The organism is Methylobacterium sp. 142-1Y, assembly GCF_057747795.1.
Genome location: NZ_JBYLEN010000002.1, coordinates 324073 through 347003, shown reverse-complemented (window position 1 = coordinate 347003; position 22931 = coordinate 324073). Strand labels below are relative to the sequence as shown.

At 73.2% G+C, this 22931-nt stretch carries 6 protein-coding genes and 1 pseudogene; 3 read left to right on the top strand and 4 right to left on the bottom strand.

Features of this window, described 5'->3' with window-relative positions:
- Positions 1–160 precede the first annotated feature (160 nt).
- Both AC3AOF_RS31560 and AC3AOF_RS31555 read right to left on the bottom strand, forming a co-directional pair.
- Positions 161–723: pseudogene (locus AC3AOF_RS31560) on the bottom strand (IS630 family transposase); the annotation flags it as partial.
- Between the two features lie 176 nt (positions 724–899).
- Positions 900–11699 carry a beta strand repeat-containing protein gene (locus AC3AOF_RS31555; RefSeq protein WP_488349427.1) on the bottom strand — a complete coding sequence of 3600 codons (10800 nt, stop codon included), beginning with the start codon at positions 11697–11699 and terminating at the stop codon, positions 900–902.
- A gap of 466 nt (positions 11700–12165) precedes the next feature.
- On the opposite strand from AC3AOF_RS31555, the gene AC3AOF_RS31550 reads away from it, so the two are divergent.
- The 3 genes from AC3AOF_RS31550 (at position 12166) to AC3AOF_RS31540 (ending at position 19210) form a co-directional block, all read left to right on the top strand.
- On the top strand, positions 12166–15693 hold the full coding sequence (locus AC3AOF_RS31550) for an O-linked N-acetylglucosamine transferase family protein (protein ID WP_488349426.1): 3528 nt from the start codon (positions 12166–12168) through the stop codon (positions 15691–15693).
- An 85-nt stretch (positions 15694–15778) separates the two neighbouring features.
- The gene (locus tag AC3AOF_RS31545; RefSeq protein ID WP_488349425.1) at positions 15779–16945 is read left to right on the top strand and encodes a glycosyltransferase family 4 protein; all 1167 of its coding nucleotides are present in this window, start codon (positions 15779–15781) and stop codon (positions 16943–16945) included.
- 270 nt (positions 16946–17215) lie between these two features.
- Positions 17216–19210 (top strand): tetratricopeptide repeat protein, encoded by a 1995-nt coding sequence (locus AC3AOF_RS31540; protein ID WP_488349424.1) that lies wholly within the window; start codon positions 17216–17218, stop codon positions 19208–19210.
- Here the strand turns inward: AC3AOF_RS31540 and AC3AOF_RS31535 are convergent.
- Both AC3AOF_RS31535 and AC3AOF_RS31530 read right to left on the bottom strand, forming a co-directional pair.
- Entirely contained in the window at positions 19162–21069 is a 1908-nt protein-coding gene (locus tag AC3AOF_RS31535; protein ID WP_488349423.1) for an O-linked N-acetylglucosamine transferase, SPINDLY family protein, read from the bottom strand. The genes AC3AOF_RS31540 and AC3AOF_RS31535 overlap by 49 nt on opposite strands.
- Complete coding sequence (locus AC3AOF_RS31530; RefSeq protein WP_488349422.1) at positions 21066–22868, bottom strand: tetratricopeptide repeat protein; 1803 nt, start codon at positions 22866–22868, stop codon at positions 21066–21068. The genes AC3AOF_RS31535 and AC3AOF_RS31530 overlap by 4 nt, the downstream gene beginning before the upstream one ends.
- Between the last annotated feature and the right edge of the window lie 63 nt (positions 22869–22931).

The following is a 22931-nucleotide window of genomic DNA, read 5'->3' as shown; positions in this document are numbered from 1 at the left end:
GCTCAGGCGCCGCGCGGGCTGATGATACGAAATCCGGAAGTGATCTTCCGGATTTCGTATGATACCAATGGCCCAAGATTCTGACGCATCGGGCCATTGATCCACCTCGAATCTTCGATTTCAAGCCAGAGGCTTGGCGAAAATTCGAGAACGGAATCAGCAGCGACATCATCGTGGTGTTGACCGTCGGCAGCACCAAGGCGGCTCTAGTGCCGCGCGCCGGGCAGGCCGCCCGAACAGATACGTCCACTTGCCGCGTTGGTCGCGTGGCGCCCGCGGGCGCGTCCCCTTGCACGCCCAGACCCGCGTCAGAGTGCCCTGCTGGCCGACGCGCGCCTCGTCCTGGAACCAGATCTCGAGCGGGCGGGCTCGGGCAAGATCTCCGCCACGCGCGCGGCGAAGCTATTTTTGGAAGCCTCCCGGGTCTCGTCGCTGGCCTTGGGATGATGCGGGCGCACCGAGAGCCGCACGAAGCCGAGTTCGGCCAGGTGCTTGCCGACCGTGCGCTCGTGCATCTCGACCCCGAACAGCTCCTCGCTGCGCGCCTGCAGGTCGACCCGGCGCCAGCGCACCACGCCATCCTTGTCGACGTCCGGTCCCGCCTCGACCAGGGCGACCAGAGCTTGCCTCCGCTCAAGGGTCAGCTTGGCGAGCGCGGCCCGGCGCCGTGCGGTCGCTCAGCCCTGCCAGCCCCTCGGCGTTGTGGCGGTGGGCGCCGGACCGGGAAACCGTGAGAGCGCCGGATGCCCCTGCCGTAGCAGCTTGCGGCCACACATCAGGTACAAGAAACCGCGTCATCGGCCGCGGGATCGGCGACAGCTCTGGTGGGCACCACGAGCCTCGAACACGGGCGTCCGGGCCGCCGCGCGATCGCGAGACGGCCCGGGCGCTTTCGGTCCTCAGCCGAAGATGAAGTTCGCCGCGCTGAGGCTGGAGGCCTGCACGTTCTGCAGCGTGAGCACGTCGCCCGCCCCGTACCTGAGCACCGTGTCGGAGCCCACTTGGGTCAATGCCCCCTGCAGCGCCTCGAATGACCCCACGACGCCGCCGTTGAACGCGATCACGTCCGCCTCCGGACCTGCAACCACGAAGTCCCGGATCAGGTCGGAACCGTCCCAGCGGCCAAACCCGAACACGTCCGAGCCGAGCCCGCCCTCCAGCGTATCGCTGCCGATATTGCCGAACAGAAGGTCGGCCCCATCGCCACCGAACAGCACGTCGTCGCCCTCGCCACCGCTCAGGCCATCCCCTCCTGCACCGCCCAGCAGCGTGTCGTTGCCTTGCTCGCCCGCGACCCGGTCGTTGCCCGCCTCGCCCAGTACCAGGTCGTTGCCGGTCCCGCCGAACACCGCGTCGTCGCCCTCACCGCCCAGCACCACGTCGTCGTCATCGTCGCCGTAGACCAGGTCGTTGCCCGACCCACCCTCCACCACGTCACGACCGTAGCCGCCCGACACGAAGTCGTCGCCCGCCTCGCCCCGCACCAGGTCGTCGCCGTCCTGGCCGAACACCACGTCCCGGCCCTCACCGCCCAGCACGACGTCGTTGCCGGTCCCGCCGTAAGCCCAGTCGTCGCCGGCCCCGCCATAGACCCCATCGCGGCCTTCGTCGCCGAACAGCACGTCGTTGCCGTCCTCGCCGTGTACCTCGTCGTTGCCGGAGCCGCCCGATGCGAAGTCGTTACCCGCACCGGCCCCGATGAAGTCGTCGTCGTCCTCGCCGAACACCACGTCGTTGCCGGTCTCGCCGAACAGCGTGTCGCGGCCGGTCCCGCCCTGCATGAAGTCGTCGCCCGTGCCGCCATAGGCCAGGTCGTCGCCGGCCCCGCCATAGACCCCATCGCGGCCTTCGTCGCCGAACAGCACGTCGTTGCCGTCCTCGCCGTGCACCTCGTCGTTGCCGGAGCCGCCCGACGCGAAGTCGTTACCCGCACCGGCCCCGATGAAGTCGTCGTCGTCCTCGCCGAACAGCACGTCGTTCCCGGTCTCGCCGAACAACGTGTCGCGGCCGGTCCCGCCGCGCAGCCAGTCGTCGCCCTCGCCGCCGGCCACGAGATCCTCGCCCTCGTCGCCGTAGAGCGTGTCGTTGCCCGCGGCGCTGGCCACGGTGTCGTTGCCGCCGCCGCCATGCAGGATGTCGTCGTCGGCGCCGAGATACAGGTATTGCTGGTTGGTGTCGCCGTAGACGACCTGCCGGCCGTCGCCGCCCACCATGGTGGCGTTGCCGACCACCGCGGCGAACTCCACGTTGTCGAGGCGGATGGTGACCGGGCCGGCCACCGCCGTGGTGTCGAAGACCAGTGCGGTCGGGGTCGTGCTGGCGGTGCCGGTGCCGCCCAGGGTGTTGCCGTTGACCCGCATCTGCACCGGCTGGCCGGGGGTGACGCCCGGTGCCGTGATGTCGATGGTGCGGACGAGGAGCTGTGCCTGGTTGGGCAGCCCGCCGAGGAAGCCGGAGCCGCCGCCGGTCAGGTCGGTCTGCGAGGTGCTGCCCGGTTCGGTGCGGGCCTTGATGGCGGCGATCAGGCCGGTCAGGCCGGTCAGCGCCTGGTCGGGGGTCAGTCGACTGGTATTGCCGGTGGCCGCGACGCCGACGCCGGTGGGGACGCTGACGGTCAGGCTGGTGAGACTGGTGGGCTGTCCGGTCTGCGGGTCGACGAGGGTCTCGCGCACCACCGGCACGTCGGCCAGATCGGGATTGGCGGTGGTGCCGTCCTCGACGCGGCCGGCATCGGTCGCCGCGATGGTGACCGTTTCGATGCGGCTGCCGTCGGATGCGACGGTGACGCCGGTGTCAACGGTGGCGCCGTCGATGGTCTGCTTCGGCGGGGTGACCGGGTCGGTCGCGGTCGCCTTCCGGGCCGCCGCGGTGACGGGCCCGGCGGCGTTGCCGGCCGGGTCCGTGAGGCCGAGGGTGAGCGTGAGGGCGCCGTCGGCGAGGCCGGACAGGTCGAGGCCGCCGACGCGGGTGGTGCCGGTGGTGGTGGTGCCACTCCCGGAGATCTGGCCGCCGCCCGCCGAGGTGATGGTCCAGGTGAAGCTGTCGCCGGCATCGAGGCTGGTGAGGAGGAAGGCGGCGTCGGTCTGCTCGCCGGCGCCGATGTCGGCATCCTCGAACCGGACGGTGGCGGAGGGGGCTGTGGTGTCGATGACCAGCGACTGCGTCCCGACCGTGGAGACGTTACCCGCCGCATCCTTGGCGGTCACCGCGATCGCGTTGCGGCCGTTGAGGTCGAGAGCGAGCGTGCCGGTCGCCGGCGTGGCGGTGGCGAGGTCGAGCGACCAGGCTCCGCCCGTCGCGGTCGTGGCGTAGGTCGCCCCGCCCACCGTGACGGTCACCGTCGAGCCGGCCTCCGCCGTGCCGGTGAGGGTCGGGGTCGCGCTGTTGGTGAGCGCCGACGATGTGACGGCGGGCGCACCTGGAGCGGCGGTATCGATGACCAGGGATTGCGTTGCGGCCGCGGAGACGTTGCCCGACGCATCCTTGGCGGTCACCGAGATCGCGTTGCGGCCGTTGAGGTCGAGAGCGAGCGTGCCGGCCATCGGCGTGGCGGTGGCGAGGTCGAGCGACCAGGCTCCGCCCGTCGCGGTCGTGGCGTAGGTCGCCCCGCCCACCGTGACGGTCACCGTCGATCCGGCCTCCGCCGTACCGGTGAGGGTCGGGGTCGCGCTGTTGGTGAGCGCCGACGATGTGACGGCGGGCGCACCTGGAGCGGCGGTATCGATGACCAGGGATTGCGTTGCGGCCGCGGAGACGTTGCCCGCCGCATCCTTGGCGGTCACCGCGATCGCGTTGCGGCCGTTGAGGTCGAGAGCGAGCGTGCCGGTGACCGGCGTGGCGGTGGCGAGGTCGAGCGACCAGGCTCCGCCCGTCGCGGTCGTGGCGTAGGTCGCCCCGCCCACCGTGACTTTCACCGTCGATCCGGCCTCCGCCGTGCCGGTGAGGGTCGGGGTGATGCTGTTTGTGAGCGCCGACGATGTGACGGCGGGCGCACCTGGAGCGGCGGTATCGATGACCAGGGATTGCGTTGCGGCCGCGGAGACGTTGCCCGCCGCATCCTTGGCGGTCACCGCGATCGCGTTGCGGCCGTTGAGGTCGAGAGCGAGCGTGCCGGTGACCGGCGTGGCGGTGGCGAGGTCGAGCGACCAGGCTCCGCCCGTCGCGGTCGTGGCGTAGGTTGCACCACCCACCGTGACGGTCACCGTCGATCCGGCCTCCGCCGTGCCGGTGAGGGTCGGGGTCGCGCTGTTGGTGAGCGCCGACGATGTGACGGCGGGCGCACCTGGAGCGGCGGTATCGATGACCAGGGACTGCGTTGCGGCCGCGGAGACGTTGCCCGCCGCATCCTTGGCGGTCACCGAGATCGCGTTGCGACCGTTCGTGTCGAGCCTGAGCGTGCCGGTGACCGGCGTGGCGGTGGCGAGGTCGAGCGACCAGGCTCCGCCCGTCGCGGTCGTGGCGTAGGTTGCTCCACCCACCGTGACGGTCACCGTCGAGCCGGCCTCCGCCGTGCCGGTCACGGCCGGGGCAGCGCTCTTGGTGAGCGCCGCACTGGTGATGACCGGGGCATCCGGGTTGGCCGTGTCGACCGTCACCGTCAGGGCGGTCGAGGCCGAGGACGGGTTGCCGGCGAGGTCCACCGATCGCGCAGTCAGCGTGTGGGTCCCATCCGCAAGCGAACCCGTGGCGAGCGTCCAGGCGCCGAACGTGTCTGCCACGACCGTGCCGACGAGTGACGCACCCTCGAGGAGCAGCACGGTACTGCCCGGCTCGGCCAATCCGCTCAGGATCGGCGTCGTGGCCCGGGTGACGCCATCGCTCGACGAGGCGCCCGTATCCGAGATTGCCGCCAGGACGGGGGTGGAGGGAATGCCCGGTGCCGTGGCGTCGATCGTGACGGTGAGGCTGCCGGAGGAAGCCGCGCTGTTGCCGGCCGCGTCGAACACCCGGGTCGAAAGGATGTGGGTGCCCTCCGCCAGACCCTGGCTGATCCGCCAGATCCCCGTGGGATCGGCCGTCGTCGCGCCGATGAGGGCATTGCCCTCGTAGAGCCAGACCTGCGCGCCCGCTTCCACGGTTCCGGTCAGGGTCGGTGCGAGAAGGCGGGTGACGTGGTCGGTCGCGCTCGCGCCGGTATCGGAGCCGGCGTCCAGCGCAGGGGCGAGCGGCGCGGCGATCGTACGATCCACTGTCACGGTGAGCGCCGCCGATGCCGCGGAGGTGTTGCCGGCCGGGTCGATCGCCGTCGCCGTGAAGGTGTGCCCGCCCTCGACGGCCCCCGGGAGGGTCAGGCTCCAGGCCCCGGTGCCGTCGGCCTCCACCGTGCCGACCGGGTTTGCGGTGCCTCCGTCATAGAGGGTAACGTTGCTGGCCGCTTCCGCCGATCCGGTGAGGATGAGCGCCGAGGCGCGGGTCACGCGATCGCTCGCCGACAGACCGGTATCGCTCGCCGCCGAGAGGGCGAGGCCGGAGGGGGTATCCGATACGAGGTCGATCGTGAGGGCGAGCGCCGCCGACGATGCCCCGGTATTGCCCGCCGCGTCGGCCGCCCGCGCCGTCAGGGTGTGAAGACCTGCCGCGAGGGTGACGTTCGCGATGCTCCAGGCGCCGCTCGTCGCGTCCGCGGTCACGCCCGCGAGCGCAGTCCCGTTGTCGTAGAGGGTGACGAGGCTGCCGGCCTCCGCCGTACCGGTGATGGTCTGGATCCGCTCGCGCGTCACGCCGTCGCCCGGCGTGCCGGTATCGGCCGAGAAGGCCGGGGTGCCGGGGGCACCGGGCGCCGTACTGTCGATCGAGAGGACGAAGCCCGCCGAGGCGACGCTGGTATTGCCGGCACGGTCCACGACCTGCGCGGTCAGGGTGTGCGTGCCGTCGCCGAGCGCCGCGGCACCGACCGTCCAGGCGCCGGAGGCGGGATCGGCATTTCCCGTGCCGACGAGCCGGCCGCCGGCGTAGAGGGCGACGTTGCTGCCGGCCTCGGCCGTGCCGGTCACCGTGGGGGCGACCTGGTGCGTGAGATGGCTGCCGCCGGTCCCGAGGTCGTCGGCGAGGGCCAGGATCGCGGGCGCCGCCGCGGCCGTGTCGACGGTGAGGACGAACCCTGCGCCGACGCTCCCGGTATTGCCGGCGACGTCGACCGCCTGTGCCGTCAGCGTGTGCACGCCTGCACCGAGGGTCGTGGTGGCGGACCACGCGCCGTTCGCCGCGCTGGTCGCCCGGCCGACCACGGTGGTACGGTCGCTGTCGTAGAGGGTGATGAGGCTGCCGGCCTCCGCGGTCCCGGTGACGACCGGGTTCGTGATTCGTGTGAGGCGGTCGGTCGACGAGGCGCCCGTATCCGAGGCCGCCTCCAGCGCGAGCCCGCCTGCCTCGGGTGCCGTGGTGTCGATGGTGATCGTCAGCGGCGTCGAGAGGCCGAGCGCCGCGGTGCCGTCCTGGCCCATGGCGCGCAGAACGTGGGTGCCGTCGCCGAGCGCGGTCGCGGTGATCGCCCATGCGCCGGCGGTGCCGGCCGTCGTGGTGCCGACCGCATTCGTCGTGCCGTTGTCGTAGAGCGTGACCACGACGCCGGCACCGGCCGTCCCGGTGACGGTCGGTGCGGCGACCCGGGTGATGCGGTCGTTCGGGTCGGCGCTGTCGCTGCCGGATGCCAGGGCGAGCCCGCCCGGCGTGCCCTGACGTCCCGCCAGGGTCAGCGTGAGTTGTGCGGTGCCGACATTGCCGGCGGCGTCCGTCGCCTGGGCCGCCAGGGTGTAGGTGGCCGGTGCGAGGTCGGGTGTCTTGATGCTCCATGCACCGGCCGAGCCCGCGGTCGCCGTGCCGAGCACGGCTCCGTTCGAGGGGCTGTCGTAGAGGGTGACGACGCTCCCGGCCTCCGCGGTCCCGGAGACGGTCGGCGCCACGCCGTCGGCATCGGCGATGAGCGTGCCGATGGCCGGGGCGGTGGTGTCGATCGTGACCGTGAAGCCGGCCGAGGCTGCGCCGGCATTGCCGGCTCGGTCGCCGGCGATCGCCGTCAGGGTGTGCGGGCCCTCGATCAGCGCGCTGGCCGCCTGCACCGACCAGATTCCGCTGACCGCGTCGGCCGTACCGGTGCCGATCAGGGCATTGCCGTCGTAGAGCGCGATCGCGCTGCCGACCTCGGCGCTGCCGGTGATGACCGGCGCGGTCCTGTTGGTCACGCCGTCACCGGCCGTGCCGCTGTCGTAGCCGCCGGCGAGGGCGAGGCCGGAGGGGGCGGCCGGGGCCACGAGGTCGAGGGTGATGGCGAGCGGCGCGGAGGCCGCGCTCGTGTTGCCGGCCGCGTCGACGGCGACCGCCGTCAGGCTGTGGCTGCCATCGACGAGGGCGGAACTGGTCACCGTCCAGGCACCCTGTCCGTCGGCCGTGCCGGTGCCCAGGAGAGTCTGTCCCTCGTAGAGCCGGATCAGCCCGTCCGCCTCGGCAATGCCGCTTATGGCGGGGGCCGTCAGGCGGGTGAGTCCGTCCCCTGCATCGCCGGTATCCGACCCGGCCGTGAGGGCGAGCCCCGTGGGTGCGGCGACGCTCCGGTCGATCGTGACGACGAACCCGGCCGAGGCCGAGCCGGCATTGCCCGCCGCGTCCTCGGCCTGCGCCGTCAGGGTATGGCGGCCCTCGCCGAGGCCGCCCGCCGCGATCTCCCAGACCCCCTGTCCGTTGGTGATGGTCGTAGCGAGGGCGGCGGCGCCCTCGTAGAGCCGGACGGTGCTGCCCGCCTCGGCGCTGCCCGTGAGGGTCGGCGCCGCGGCATTCGTCACCGCGTCGCCCTGAATTCCGCTGTCGGTAGCCGCCGTCAGGCCGATGCCCGTGGGTGCCAGCGGGCCGGTCACGTCGATGGTCACGGTGACGTCGCCGCCGTCGCGGGTGTTGCCGGCCGCGTCGCGGGCCCGTGCCAGGACGGTTTGCGCGCCCTCGCCGAGCGTGCTCGACGTGATCGTCCACAGGCCCGCCCCACTGGCGGTGCCGGTCCCCACCGTGGAGCCGCCGACCAGGAGGTCGATCACGCTGCCGGCCTCCGCGCTGCCCGTGAAGGTCGGCGCAGCGATGCGGGTGAGCCGGTCGCCGTTCGAAAGGCCGGTATCGGAGGTCGGGGCCAGCGCCGGCGCGGAGGGGGCGGCCGGCGGCGTGGTGTCGATGGTGACGGTGAGCGATCCCGACGGGGTGCTGGTGTTGCCCGCGCGATCGACGGCGCTGGCGGACAGGGTGTGCGGTCCCTCCGACAGGGTGCCCAGGGCGAGCTGCCACTGGCCCGCGGCGTCCGCGGTCGCGCTGCCGAGCGACGCGCCGTTCTCGATCAGGCCGACGACCGCGAAGGCTTCCGCGCTGCCGATCACGACCGGCGTGGTGACGGCGGTCAGGTCGTCGCCCACGATCCCCGTGTCGGAGGTGGGGCCGAGCGCCAGGGTCGGAGCCGCCACCGTCGTGTCGACCGTGACCGTGAGCGGTCCCGAGGCCGAGCCGGTATTGCCGGCCACGTCGACCGCGGACGCCGTCAAGGTATGGGCGCCGGTCGCCAGGGTCGACGCAACGATCGACCAGAGGCCCGAACCGTCGGCGGTTGCCATGCCGATCGCGAGGGCGCCGTCGTAGAGCGTGACGGTGCTGCTGGCCTCCGCCGAGCCCGTCAGGGTCGGCTGCACGCGGTTCGTGAGGTTATCGGTCGTCGATGCGCCGGTATCGGACCCCGGCGCGAGCCGCAGGCTCGGGCCGGCCGGCGGCGTCGTGTCGATGGTGACGGTGAGCGATCCCGACGGGGTGCTGGTGTTGCCCGCGCGATCGACGGCGCTGGCGGACAAGGTGTGCGGTCCCTCCGACAGGGTGCCCAGGGTGAGCTGCCACTGGCCCGCGGCGTCCGCGGTCGCGCTGCCGAGCGACGCGCCGTTCTCGATCAGGCTGACGACCGCGAAGGCTTCCGCGCTGCCGATCACGACCGGCGTGGTGAGCGCGGTCAGGCCGTCGCCGACGATCCCGGTGTCGGAGGCGGGGCCGAGCGCGAGGGTCGGAGCCGCCACCGTCGTGTCGACCGTGACCGTGAGCGGTCCCGAGGCCGAGCCGGTATTGCCGGCTACGTCGACCGCGGACGCCGTCAGGGTATGGGGGCCGGTCGCCAGGGTCGACGCAACGATCGACCAGAGGCCCGAACCGTCGGCGGTCGCCATGCCGATCGCGAGGGCGCCGTCGTAGAGCGTGACGGTACTGCTGGCCTCCGCCGAGCCCGTCAGGGTCGGCTGCACGCTGTTCGTGAGGTTATCGGTCGTCGATGCGCCGGTATCGGACCCCGGCGCGAGCCGCAGGCTCGGGCCGGCCGGCGCGGTGGTGTCGATGGTGACGGTGAGCGATCCCGATGGGGTGCTGGTGTTGCCCGCGCGGTCGACGGCGCTGGCGGACAAGGTGTGCGGTCCCTCCGACAGCGTGCCCAGGGTGAACTGCCACTGGCCCGAGACGTCCGCGGTCGCGCTGCCGAGCGACGCGCCGTTCTCGATCAGGCTGACGACCGCGAAGGCTTCCGCGCTGCCGACCACGACCGGCGTGGTGATCGCGGTCAGGTCGTCCCCCGCGATCCCCGTGTCGGAGGTGGGGCCGAGCGCCAGGGTCGGAGCCTCCACCGTCGTGTCGACCGTGACCGTGAGCGGTCCCGAGGCCGAGCCGGTATTGCCGGCCGCGTCGACCGCGGACGCCGTCAGGGTATGGGATCCGGTCGCCAGGGTCGACGCAACGATCGACCAGAGGCCCGAGCCGTCGGCGGTCGCCATGCCGATCGCGAGGGCGCCGTCATAGAGCGTGACGGTGCTGCTCGCCTCCGCCGAGCCCGTCAGGGTCGGCTGCACGCGGTTCGTGAGGTTATCGGTCGTCGATGCGCCGGTATCGGACCCCGGCGCGAGCCCCAGGGTCGGGGCGGCCGGCGCCGTGGTGTCGATGGTCAGGAACAGGGCGGCGGAGGCGTTGCTCTCCGTGCCGGACGCGATGGTCTTCGCGATCAGGGTCCAGGCGCCGTCGGTCAGGACCGTGCCCGTGGCGATCGACCATTGGCCGGCGGAGTCGGCCGTTCCGGTCCCGAGGGCCAGGACCATGGCTGCGTTGGGCGGCGTGCCGTAGAGGTTGATCACGCTCCCGGCCGCCGCGGTGCCGGTCAGGGTCGGGGCGGCGATGCCGGTCACGAGGTCGCCCTGCAGGCCGGTATCCGACGCGCTGGCGAGCGCCGGCGCGGACGGCGCAGCGGGACCGGTCGCCGAGAACGGGAAGACGACTTCGCCGGTTCGGCCGGTGACGTCCAGGGTCTGGCCGGACTGGGCGAGATAGAGGGTCTCGATGTCGCTGACGAAGATCGTCCCGGCGGACTCGGACAGGACGACGACGTCGACGCCCGTGCCACCGATGACGGTCTCGACCGCGGAGACCTGCATGGTCATGCCGCCGGCCGAGACGCTCGCGACGACGTCGACGCCCGTGCCGCCGATGACGGTCTCGATCGACGAGACCTGCAGGGTCATGCCGTAGCTCGCGCTCGCGGAGATGGCATCGATGCCGGCGCCGCCGACAAGGGTCTCCACCCGTTCGACCGCGACCGTATTGCCGCCCCCGTCGAGGAGGATGACGTCGGTGCCGCTGGAACCGACGAGCGTTTCGATCGCCGAGACCGACAGGGTGCCGCCGCCGGGAAAGGAGGCGAGGATCACGTCCTGGCCGGACGTGCCGATGATGGTCTCGATCAGCGAGACCCTCATCGTGTTGCCGGAGGAGGCCCACGCGATCGAATCCGTGCCCGGGACCAGCGTCGTCGTCGAATCCAGGTTGGTCAGTTGCAGGACGTCGTTGCCGCCGCCGCCGATCAGGGTGTTGAGGCTCGCCACCGTGACGGTGGTGCCGTGGTCCAGCAGGATGGCGGTGGTCTTGGAACCGGTCCCGCCGACGAGCATCTCGACGCTCGAGACGGCGATCGTGCCTCCACCCGTCGTGAGATTGATGGTTCCAGTCTTGAAGCCGGTCGTCACGACGTCCCGGGCGCTGGAGCCGATCACCGTCTCGACGAAGCCGACGCCGATCGTGCCCCCGCCATCAAGAACGATGACGTCGTTCCCGGCGGCGCTGCCGTTGCCGAGGAAGACCTCGATGCCGCTCACGCCGACGGTGTTGTTGCTGCCCGCGATGGTCGCGATCAGGTCCAAGCCGGCGGTGCCGATCAGCGTCTCCATCAGGGAGACCGCCGTGGTGGTCCCGCTCCCGCCGGCCGCGCCGAAGGTGATGACGTCCTTGCCGGAATTGCCGATGATCGACTTGAGATAGCTGACCGACATCGTATTGCCGGCGGTGCTGGTCAGGCTGATCAGAGCCGTGCCGGTCGTGGCGCCGAGGATCGTCTCGATGTCCTCCACCGCCATCGTGGTTCCGGTGCTGGCGATCTGGACGACGTCCTGGCCGCTGCTGCCGAACAGTGTTTCGAGGGCTCTGACCGAAATCGTGCTCCCGCCGTTGGACGGCAGCAGCGTGACGACATCCTTCCTGCTGAGGCTGTTCCCGCCGGTGAGATGATCGAGCTGGGTGACGGTGAGCGTCTGGCCTTGCGTGTTGAGGGTGGCGCCGCGGGTCCCGTTCCCGACGATGCTGCTCCAGACTTCGGTGCTGCTGAAGACGTAGTCGGTGACGCCCGTCGAGAGCGTGAGCGTTCCACCTGCCGCCATCTGTCGGACCCCACCCACCCTGCGCGGGACGATCGCGGCCTGCCGGCCCATCGTCCCCCTTCGTCGCACACGCCCGGCTCATCCGGCGCGCAAGCCAAGGCTCACGCGCCCAACCAGCGGTCATGCGTGCCAAAATTCGATTAAAAACTGGTTAACCGACGCGGATCGGCATCGCATTCGGCCGATATGCCGCCATCCGGCCGATGGCCGCCGACGCCCATCGACCAGCCCAAGACGAAGGATCGTCTTCGAGCTGCCCGAATAGCGTGCCGGGGCATTTCGCCGATCCGAGCGTATACCGGGAGTGGACTTTCGCCGAAGCCGTGCCGATACCTGAGCCCCGATGCAGTTGTATCTGATTCTTTCTGTCTGATTCTGTACACCGTCGGCGACGGGATTGGGAAGCGGGCGTTTCACGCCCGAGGGTTGCGCCCGGAGGTGTGTGATTTTGGCGACACGGACGCCTGTGGATGCGATCGGCGGCACCGTCGGGCGCCTGGTCTCGGAGGGGATCGATCATCTCGGAGCCGGGCGCGGCGACGCGGGGATCGCGAGCCTGCGGGCGGCGCTGGCCGTGGCCCCGGGACACCCGGACGCCCTGCTCGTGCTCGGTCTCGCCGCCGCGGGCGCGGGCCGGACCGGGGAGGCGGTCGAAGCCCTGACGGCCGTGCTGGCGCGCGACCCGGAGCAGCCGGATGCCCTCTACCACCTTGCCGCCGCGCTCGCCCGCATTCCCCGGGCGCCGGAGGCGGTCGCCCTGCTGCGCCGGCTGCTGCGCCTGCGCACCGACTATCCGGGCGCCGCCTTCCGTCTCGGCACGCTGCTGGCCGCCGGCGACGAGCCCGTGGCGGCCGAGGCCGCCCTCCGCCTCGCCCTGATCGACGCGCCCGGCATGGCCGGAGCGGCCAACAATCTCGGGGCGGCCCTCATGGCGCGCCGCCGCCTCGGAGCGGCGGAGACCTGGTACCGGCGCGCCGTCGCGGCCGATCCCGCCGACCCCCACCATCGCAAGAACCTCGGCATCTGCCTGCTGACCGCGGGGCGGCTCGAGGAGGGCCTCCGGCACTACGAGGCGCGGCTGCTCCAGCCGGTCTGGCGCTGGCGCCCGGATCTCGGGTCGGCGCCGCCCTGGCGCGGCGAGCCGCTCGTGGGACGGACCATCCTGGTGCATTACGAGCAGGGGCTCGGCGACAGCGTGCAGTTCGTCCGCTACCTGCCGCTCCTGAAGGCGATGGGCGCCCGCACGGTCTTCCTGTGCCAGGCGCCCCTCCGGGGCCTGCTCGCGAGCGCGCCCGGCATCGACCGGCTCGTCGCCGAGGGCGAGGACCTGCCGCCCTTCGACTGCCACCAGAGCCTGATGAGCCTGCCCCATCTCTGCGGCACGCGCCGGGAGGCGGTCCCGGCCGTCATGCCTTATCTCGCGCCGGAACCGGCGCGCGTCGCGGCCTGGGCGCGGCGCTTGCCGAGCCGGGGCCTGCGAATCGGCATCCACTGGCGCGCGAGCGGCGCCCTGCGGGCGATTCCGCTCGCCGCCTTCGCGCCGCTGGCCGCCCTGCCGGGCGTCTCCCTGCACAGCCTCCAGCGCGTCGAGGGGCTGGACGAGCTGGCCGAGCACGGGGCCCGGCTCGGGATCACCCGGGCCGAGGCGGATCCGGACGGTGCCGCGGACGGCTTCGCCGACGTGGCCGCGCTCGCGGCCAATCTCGACCTCATGGTCTGCTGCGATTCCTCCGTCGCCCACGTCGCCGGGGCGCTCGGCCAGCCCGTCTTCCTGGTCCTGCCCTGGATGGGCGACTGGCGCTGGATGGACGAGCCTGAGCGAACGCCCTGGTATCCGGGCCACCGCCTGTTCCGCTGCTCGCGTCCCGGCGACTGGGCGGGCGCGATGGCCCGGGTCGCGGAGGCGGTCTCCGCCCTGGTCCGGGATGGGGCGGGCGCGGGCGGCCCGCACGGCGCCACGACGGGCCCGCCGCCCGTCCGGGACATGTCCCGCCCCATCGTGCCCCGCCCCATCGTGCCCCGCCTCCTGGAGACGGCGTTCGAGGCCTACCTGGACGGCCGGCTCGACCGGGCCGGGGCCCTGGCCCGCCACGCTCTCGCGGCGGCGCCCGAGCATGCGGAGAGCCGGTTGCTCCTCGGCCTTGTCGCCGCCGCCGCCGGACGGCCGGAACCCGCCGCGGCGTGGTTCCGGGACGCCCTCTGCCTCGACCCGCGCATCGCGGATGCCTGGATCAATCTCGGTCAGCTGTCGTGCCAGCGGGGCGACGAGGGGCAAGGCCTGCGCCGTCTCGACCGGGCGGTGACGCTCGATCCGGAGCATGGCGAGGCCTGGCTGGTCCGGGGGAGCGCCCGCCTGACGGTCGGCGAGAAGGCCGCTGCCGACCTCGACCGGGCCGTCACCCTGCAGCCTGCGGACGTGCGGGCCCGCATCCTGCACGGTGCGGCCTTGCGGGCGGAAGGCCGCGCCGCCGCGGCCGGCCGCGTCCACGAGGCGGCCGTGGCGTGGGCGCCGGACTCGGTCGAGGCCTGGCACGAGCTCGGCCATACGCGGCGCGGGGCGGGGGATGGGGCGGGCGCCGCCCGGGCCTACCGGCGTGCCGCCCGCCTCGATCCGGACCGGGGCGATATCCTCAGCGCGGGGTTGTTCACAGGCCGCGGGGCCGGCGACTGGGACGCAGCCGCGGACGCGGCGATCACGGCGCGCCTGAGGGCGGTCGCGGCGGCGGACGGCATCGTCCTGCCGCTGGCCAACCTCTTGATCGACGACGATCCGGCCCGTCAGCTGCGCTCGGCCAGGACTTTCCGGCGCAAGACGCTCGGCCCCGTCGCCCCCTGGGCGCCGCCCGACCGGCCGGAGGACCCGGAGCGGCCCCTCACGGTCGGCTACGTCTCGGCCGATTTTCACGAGCACGCCACCGCCTATCTGGCGGCCGAGGTGTTCGAACTCCACGACCGGGCGGGCTTCCGCACGATCGGCTATGCGACCCGACCGGACGATGGTGGCCCGATGCGCCGGCGGCTCCGGGCGGCCTTCGATCGCTTCCACGAGGTCGCCGACCTCCCGGATGCCGCGCTCGCCGAGCGCATCCGCGCCGACGGAATCGACATCCTGGTCGATCTCAAGGGTCCCACCGAGCAGGGCCGGCACCGGCTCTGGCGGCGGCGCCTCGCGCCGCTGCAGGTGCACTGGCTCGGCTATCCCGGTACCCTCGGCGGCGCGGCGATCGATTACCTGATCGGCGATCCCGTGGTCACGCCGCCTGAGCACCAGGCCTTCTTCGACGAGCACCTCGTGCTCCTGCCCGAGACCTACCAGCCCAACGACCGCCGGCGGCCCCGCGCCGCTGCGCCTGCGGAACGCGTGGCGCTCGGGCTCGAGGAGGATGCCTTCGTGTTCGCCGCGATGAACGCCCCCCACAAGGTCGCTCCGGCGCTCTTTTCCCGCTGGATGCGCCTGCTCGACCGGCGGCCCGGGGCGCAGCTCTGGATCTACGCGCCGGACGCCGCCTGCTTCGCGCGGATGCGCTCGCGGGCCGCTGGGTCCGGCATCGCGCCGGAGCGCCTGATCTGGGCCGCGCCCCTGCCGCAGGCCGGGCATCTGGCCCGGATCGGCGCGGCGGATCTGTGCCTCGACAGCTTTCCTTATACCGGCCACACCACGACATCGGATGCCCTCTGGGCCGGGGTCCCGGTCGTGACCTGCCTCGGCGAAGGGTTCGCGGCGCGCGTCGCCGGGAGCCTGCTGCGGGCGGCCGGTTTGCCGGAACTCGTCACGGCCTCCCCCGACGCCTACGAGGACCTCGCCGTCCGCCTCGCCGCGGAGCCGGAGCGGCTCGCCGGCCTTCGGCGGCGGCTGGCGGAAGGGCGCGAGACCTGCCCGCTCTTCGACACGCCGCGCTTCGTCCGTCACCTGGAGAGTGCCTGGCGCCGGATGTGGCGGCGCCAGGCCGCGGGGTTGCCGCCGGCACCGTTCCGCGTGGAGCCGGCGGCGTGATACGGCCTGCGGCACGAGGGGGCCGTCGCGGCACCGCGCCCGGCGGCATCCGCGCCGCCCGGCCCGCACATCGAGGAGGATCCGCTTGGCTCCGCCGACGCTCGCCCTGACGTGGCAACTCTCCGAGCTGCACGGCTGGGGCCTGGTGGGCACGCATACCTGCCTGCATCTCCTCGATGAAGGCCGCCCCCCGCTGCTCCTCTGCGAGCCGGCGCTCGCTTCCTTGCGCCCGCGCAACCGTGCCCGGATCGCGCCGTTGGTGGAGGATGGCCGGCGGATCGGCGCGATCTCCGCCGCCCGGGGCGGGCGGCCCCTGCGGCTCGGGGGCACCGTGGTGCTGCATGCCCTGAGCAACGGCATGGTCTGGGACGAGCCGAGCCGGCTCTACCGGGGCGAGCGCAACATCGGGGTGATCGCCTTCGAGGATACTGGCCTCGACGCGGCTGCGATCGAGCGGGCGCGCGGATTCGACCGGATCGTGGTGCACTCGACCTACAACCGCCACCTGTTGCGCGAGCGCGGCCTCACGGACGTGGCCTGCATCTTCCAGGGCGTGGATCCGGACGAGCTGGAACCGGTCGCGCCGCGCCGCGCCTTCGGCGACCGCTTCGTGATCTTCTCCGGCGGGAAGCTGGAATTCCGCAAGGGGCAGGACATCGTGCTCGCGGCCTTCACCCGCTTCCACCGCCGCCACCCCGAGGCGCTTCTGGTCACCGCCTGGCTCAATCCCTGGCCGCACACGGCCCGCGGCATGGCCGAATCGCGCCACGCCCCCGTCCCGGTCGGCGTGGCGGAGGGCCGGCTCGACCTGGAAGGATGGGCGACGGCGAACGGCGCTTCGCTCGGCAGCGTCGTCGATCTCGGATTCCTGAGCCGCGACCGGCTCGCGGCCCTGTTCGCGGAGTGTCACGCCGCGGTCTTTCCCAACCGCTGCGAAGGCGCGACCAACCTCGTGGCCATGGAGGCGATGGCCTGCGGCGTACCGACGATCCTCTCGGCCAATACCGGTCATCTCGACCTGATCCGGGAGGGCACCTGCCTGCCGCTCCTGCGCCAGGACCCGGTGCCCGACCCGGAGGGCCGTCGCCTCGGCTGGGGCGAATCCAGCGTCGAGGAGGCGGTCGCCCATCTGGAGGCCCTCTACCGGGACCGCGCCGCCGCCCGCGACCTCGGGGCGAGCGGCCGCGCCTTCGTGCGCGCCGAGCGGCTTTGGTCGGATTTCGCCCGCGCCTTCACGGAGGCGGCGGATTGACCCGCCGGCCCTGGGCGAGGGCAAGTGTTACGGTCCGAACTCAACCAGCTTGACCGCATGACGGGCCGCCCCGGGCGAAGGACCGCTCGGGATCGAAAGCGGCCCCGCGCACGGTCAAGCTGGTGGGGTTTCGACCATGGGGGAGGGCACGAGGGACGTGGCGGCCCCGCGTTGCGCGGGCGGGAGAAGCCGTCCAGAAACCGCGATGGCGGGGCCGGCGGCGGTTACCGGATCGGGCATGGGTGGAGAGCCGTGAGCGAAGGTGTGGCGATGGCAGCGACCGCCCGAATCACGGAGGAGCGGGGCGGGGGCGACGGCCTCGGCCTCTCCGTTTCCGTCACGGATCCGGCGCCGCTGCTCGCCCGGGCCACCGCACTGCATAGAGCCGGCCGGACGGGGGTAGATGCGCTCTACCGGCGCGTGCTCGCCCTCGACCCGGCCCATGCGGACGCGCTCCACCTGCACGGCATCGTCGCGCTCCAGGCCGGCGACGCACGGCGCGCCCGGGCCTGGATCGTCCGTGCCATGGCGGTCGACCGGGGCCAGGCGATCTACCGCAACAGCCTCGGCGAGGCCCTGCGCTCCCTCGGGCGGCCGGAGGCGGCGCTCACCCGTTACCGGCAGGCGCTGATTCTGAGGCCCGATTATCCGGATGCGCTCGCCAATCTCCTGAAGCAACCGGCGGACCCGGACGGAGCGGCGCACTGGCTTCGCCGGTTCTGCCGCCTGCGGCCGGCCGTCCCCGCCCTGGTCGCGGTGGCGACCGCCCACCTGCTGGCCGGCCGCGACGGCGAGGCGGCGCGGGCCGCCCGCGTGGCGATCACCCTCGACCCGTCGGCACCGGAGGCCTACGTCAAGCTCGGCATCGCGGCCTCGCTGCGGAAGGATCCGGCGCTGGCGGCGCGGTCCTATGCCCGCGCCCTGCGCCTCGCACCGGATCAGCCCGAGGCGTGGAACAATCTCGCCAGCGCCCGCTGGAGCCTCAACGACGGTGCGGCGGCCCTGCGCTGTTGCCGCAACGCCATCGCCCTCCGGCCCGACCACCCAGACCCCTACGCCAATCTCGGCCATATCCTGCGTTCGCACGCGCAGGGCAGGGCGGATTTTCGCGAGGCCGAGACCCTGTGCCGGCGTGCCCTGCAGCTGCAGCCCGCGCATCGGCCGGCCCGCAACAACCTCGGCATCGTCCATCTCGACCTCGGCGACCTGCCGCAGGCCGAGGCGCTCTTTCGCGGCGTGCTGGAGGCCGAGCCGCACCATCCCGATGCCCGCTTCAACCTGTCGCTCGCTCTCCTGAAGGGCGGTCGCCTGCGCGAGGCCTGGGACCTCTACGAGGCGCGCTGGGAGACCGGGCAGCTGCCCTCAGTGCGGGCGGATCTCCGGCCCTGGCGGGGCGAGCCCCTCGCGGGCCGGACGATCGCGCTGCATGCCGAGCAGGGCCAGGGCGACACCCTGCACTTCGTGCGCTATGCCCCACTGGTGGCCGAGCGTGGCGCGCGGGTGTTCCTGCTCGTGCAGCCGTCCCTCAAGCGGCTGGTCGCCGGGATGCCGGGGGTCGCCGCGGTCTACGGGACGAACGAGGCCTTCCCGCGGCCCGACTTCCACTGCCCGCTCATGAGCCTGCCGCGCCTGTTCGGCACCGCGCTGGAGAGCGTGCCGGCCCGGATGCCGTACCTGTTCCCACCGGCCGAGGCGGTGGCGCGCTGGCTCGCCGTGCCGCTGCCGGGCGAGGGCCTGCGCGTCGGTCTCGTGTGGTCGGGCGATCCCCGTCCGGGCCTGATCAGCGCGCATCTCACCGACCGGCGCCGCAGCATGACGCTCGCGGATTTCGCGCCCCTCGCCCGGGTGCCGAACCTTGGATTCGTCAACCTCCAGATGGGGGCACCCGCCGGGCAGCTCGCCGACCCGCCGCCGGGCCTCGTGCTTCACGACCCGATGGGGGCGGTGCGCGACTTCGCCGACAGTGCCGCCCTGATCCTGCGCCTCGATCTCGTGATCACGGTCGACACCTCCGTGGCCCATCTGGCGGGGGCGCTCGGCAAGCCGGTCTGGGTGCTCTCCCGCTACGACGGCTGCTGGCGCTGGCTCCAGGACCGCGACGACACGCCCTGGTATCCGACGATGCGGCTGTTCCGGCAGTCCGAGCCGGGCGCCTGGGCCGGCGTGGTCGAGCGGGTCGCGGCGGCGCTGGCGGAGATCGCCGCACCGGCTCCGCCTCAGGCCGGATCTGCGGATGCGAGCCAGTCCTGCCACAGCGTGCGATAGGCCGCCTCCACGCTCCGGGCGAAGCGGGCCGCGTCGCCGAGCGGTGCGGCCCGCATCCGCTCGCGGAGTTCCGTACGGAGCGTCGCTCGCCGGTCCGTATCGGCGGCGAGCGCCCTGGCGATCTCCAGATAGGCGTCCTGATTCTCCGCCACGAGGTCGGGCAGGCCGCAGGCGGTGAGCAGGCTGACGCCGACCCGGGCGACGTGATGGGTTCCCGCGAGGCTCACCACCGGCACCCCCATCCAGAGCGCCTCGCAGGTCGTGGTGGTCCCGTTATAGGGAAAGGGATCGAGGGCGACGTCGATCCGGTGATAGGCGCGCAGGTGCGCGTCGAGTCCCGCGACCTGGCCCGCGAGGATCAGGCGCTCCGCCTCCACGCCCGCGCGAGCGAACAGGGTGCGGTACCGCTCCCGGGTCGAGGCCTCGGCGAGGGCGCGGCTCTTCAGGACGAGTCGCGAGCCCGGCACCGCCCGGAGGATGCGGGCCCACAGGGCGACGACCTGGGGCGTCACCTTGGCGAGCTTGTTGAAGGAGCCGAAGGTCACCGGCTCGTCCGCACCCCGCACCGGCCCCGGTTCGGCCTCGGCCAGCGGCGCGAAGCTCAGGAAGCCGCCGGGCAGCCGCACCAGCCGCTCGCTGTGCCAGCCGTCGCTCGGGCCCGGCGGATCGGCCCAGGCATCGGTGAGCCGGTGGCCGATCGCCGTCATGCCGGTGGTGTCGGGATAGCCGAGCCAGGCGATCTGCACCGGCGCCGGGGCGCGGGCGAAGATCAGGGGCCGCGCGCCCGCCGTATGGCCCGCCAGATCGACGAGGATGTCGATGCGGTCGGTCCGGATCGACGCGGCGGCCTGCGCGTCGTCGTGGCCGGAGAGCGGCCGCCAGAGGTCGGCCCGGCGCTCCAGGCGCTCCGTCACGGCATCGCGCCGCCCGGAGAGGTCGTAGGCCACCACCTCCACCGCCTGCCGGTCATGCGCGCCGAACAGCGGCAGGATGAAGGAGGCGCAGGCATGGGTGCAGAGATCGGGCGAGACGTAGCCGACCCGCAGCCGCCGCCCCGGATCGCGCGCATTGGCATGGACGGCCCGCGCGGGCAGGAGGCCCGCGGCGTGGCGGCGGTTCCAGTGGGCATGCGCACGGGCCAGGACCGCGGGCGGAACCGAGGGCAGGTAGTGGAGGGTCAAGAGCAGGTTCGCGTGCAGCAGCGGCAGGTCCGGGTGGAGCGCCAGCCCGTCCTGGAGCAGGAGGGCGGCCTCCTGCGCCAGCCCCTGCGCGTTGAGCGCCTCCCCGAGATTGACCCGGGGCTGGGGCAGGTCGGGCCTGTGGCCCAGCGCGGTGCGGTAGCAGGCGACCGCCTCCTCCAGGGCTCCGGCCTCGGCCCGCACGTCGCCGAGATTGCTCCAGGCCCCGGCGAGATCGGGCCTGGTCCGCGTCGCCCGGCGATAGGCGCCCTCGGCGCCCGCCCGCTCGCCGCGGGCGCGCAGCGCGTTGCCGAGATGGAACCAGGCTTCCGCAAGGTCCGGCCGGAGGGCGAGCGCGCCCTCGGCGAGCGTGCGGGCACGATCCGGCCCCGCGGATTCGCCGACGAGAGCCGCGAGGCTCGCGCGCAAAGCCGCCTCCTCCGGCGCCGCGCGCAGCGCGCGGGTCAGCACGGCGATTGCGTCGGCCGGACGCCCCGACGCGTGCAGGAGCGCCGCGAGGTTGCCCGCCGCGCCCGGATGGCCCGGTGCAGCGGCGAGGATCGCGCCGTAGCCGGCCTCGGCGGCGTCGGTGCGGCCGGCCCCGTGATCGCGGCAGGCCTCCGCGAACCGCGCCTCGACGGCGCTCGCCTCCCTCTCCGATCGCACCCCGACGGCGCTCATGGCTCCTCCGGCGGCGGGGTAAGGCCGAGCCCGCCCAGGATCGTCAGCAGGGTCGCCGCCGACTGGTCCCAGGTGAAGTACCGTCGCAGGTGGTCCGCGGCGGAAGGGAGCGCCGCGCCGTTCCGGATCACGGCCCGAAGGGCCGCGACGGCCGCCTCCTCGTCCGGCTGCCACCAGTCCAGGCCGTGGAAGGGCGCCCAGGGCTCGTCCGCGTAGGGGCGCCTGGCCGGTGCGGTGCGGGCCGGAATCAGGTGGGCGATGCCGTCATGGAGATAATCGACATAGGCGGTGTGGCGCGGCGCGATCAGCCCGAGGCCGAGCGCTCCCGCGGTCGCCATCGGCAGGTCCCAGCCTTCCCCGTGCGAGAGGCTCCAGTAATGGGTCGCCGCCCGGTAGAGGCCGTCCATCCGGACCTCGTCCAGGACCGCGTCGACCAGCAGGATCGGCGCGGCCTCCGCGACGCGGCGGCCCGTCGCCGCCTCGCCGCGGCGCACGAGGTCGGCGAGCTCGGCCCGGCCGTCGGGCCGGCCGCCGATGGCGAGCTTGAGGATCAGGCAGGCCGGGTCCCGGCGGTCGGTGGCCCGCAGCCAGACCCGCAGCAGCCCGTCGACGTTCTTGCGCGGGACGAAATCCGAGACGTTGAGGAAGCGGTACGGGATCTCCGCGACGGGACGCCCGTCCGGCAGCGCGAGGTGCAGGGGGGCGCCGTCCCCGGCTTCCGGGTCGATGCCGAGCGGGCAGAGGCGCAGTCGCGCCTCAGGGAAGCCGCCCGCGATCCAGGCCCGGCGGGAGGCGCGGGTCGGCACGACGACGATGTCGCTGTTGCGGCTGTGCACCTGCCAGCTCGGCGGGATGGGATGGCCCTCGAACATCGTGAAGGTGACCGCCGGCAGGCCCGGCACCCGCTCCACCGCCATCGGGATCAGGACGTTGAGGAGGGCCCGCGCCCGGACCGGGCGGTCGAGGGGCTCGAACGGCCAGCGCTCGTCGCCGAGGAGGCCGAGGATCTCCAGGGGGATGCGCTGCCGTCTCAGGGCCTCGATCAGGCGCCGCGTCATGTGGCTGTAGCCGCTCGCCGTCGCGAAGGCACCGCGCAGGGCGAGGCCGTCCGGGCCCGTGCCCGAGCGGGCGGCCCGCGCGGTCGCCCGGTAGCGTGCGACGCGCACGAGGCCCTGGCGCGCCTCCGCCGCGGCCGGATCGAGGCGCAGCGCGCGCGAGAAGGGCGCCTGCGCCCCGTCGAGGTCCCCGGCCCGCAGGGAGCAGGCTCCGAGCAGCCCGTAGGCGAAGGCGCCCTCGGGCTGCAGAGCGATGGCCTGCCTGAGGGCTGCGATCGCCCGATCCGGCGGCGCGGCCTGGCAGAGGATCGCCGCGAGGTTGAAGCGCTCGTCGATCCCGTCCGGCACGAGCCCGACCGCCCGGCGCAAGGTTCTCTCCGCCCCCTCGAGATCGCCCATCTCCGAGAGCGTCGCGCCGAGCTGGTTCAGGCCCTCGCGGAGGGCGGGATGCTGCGCGAGGAGGCGGCGCAGGCAGGACGCCGCGACGCCGTGGCGTCCGCCATCCCGCGAGACCGCCGCGAGGTTCAGGAGGGCGTCCGCGTGGTCCGGGCATCCGGCCAGGGCGGCGCGCAGGGCCGTCTCGGCCGCCGCCGGTTCTCCGGCCATCCGCAGGCAGACGCCCAGCAGGTTCAGGATGGCCGGCTCGCCGGGATGCTGCCCGGCCAGTTCGCGCAACAACGGCAGCGCGTCCCGGCCCCGTCCCGCACGGTAGAGCCCGAGCGCGGTCTCGAACGCATTCTCCATCCTGCCGGCGATCGTGTTCGTGTCCGTGCTGCGCGCGCTCGCCTGGACGGCGAGGCGGTATCT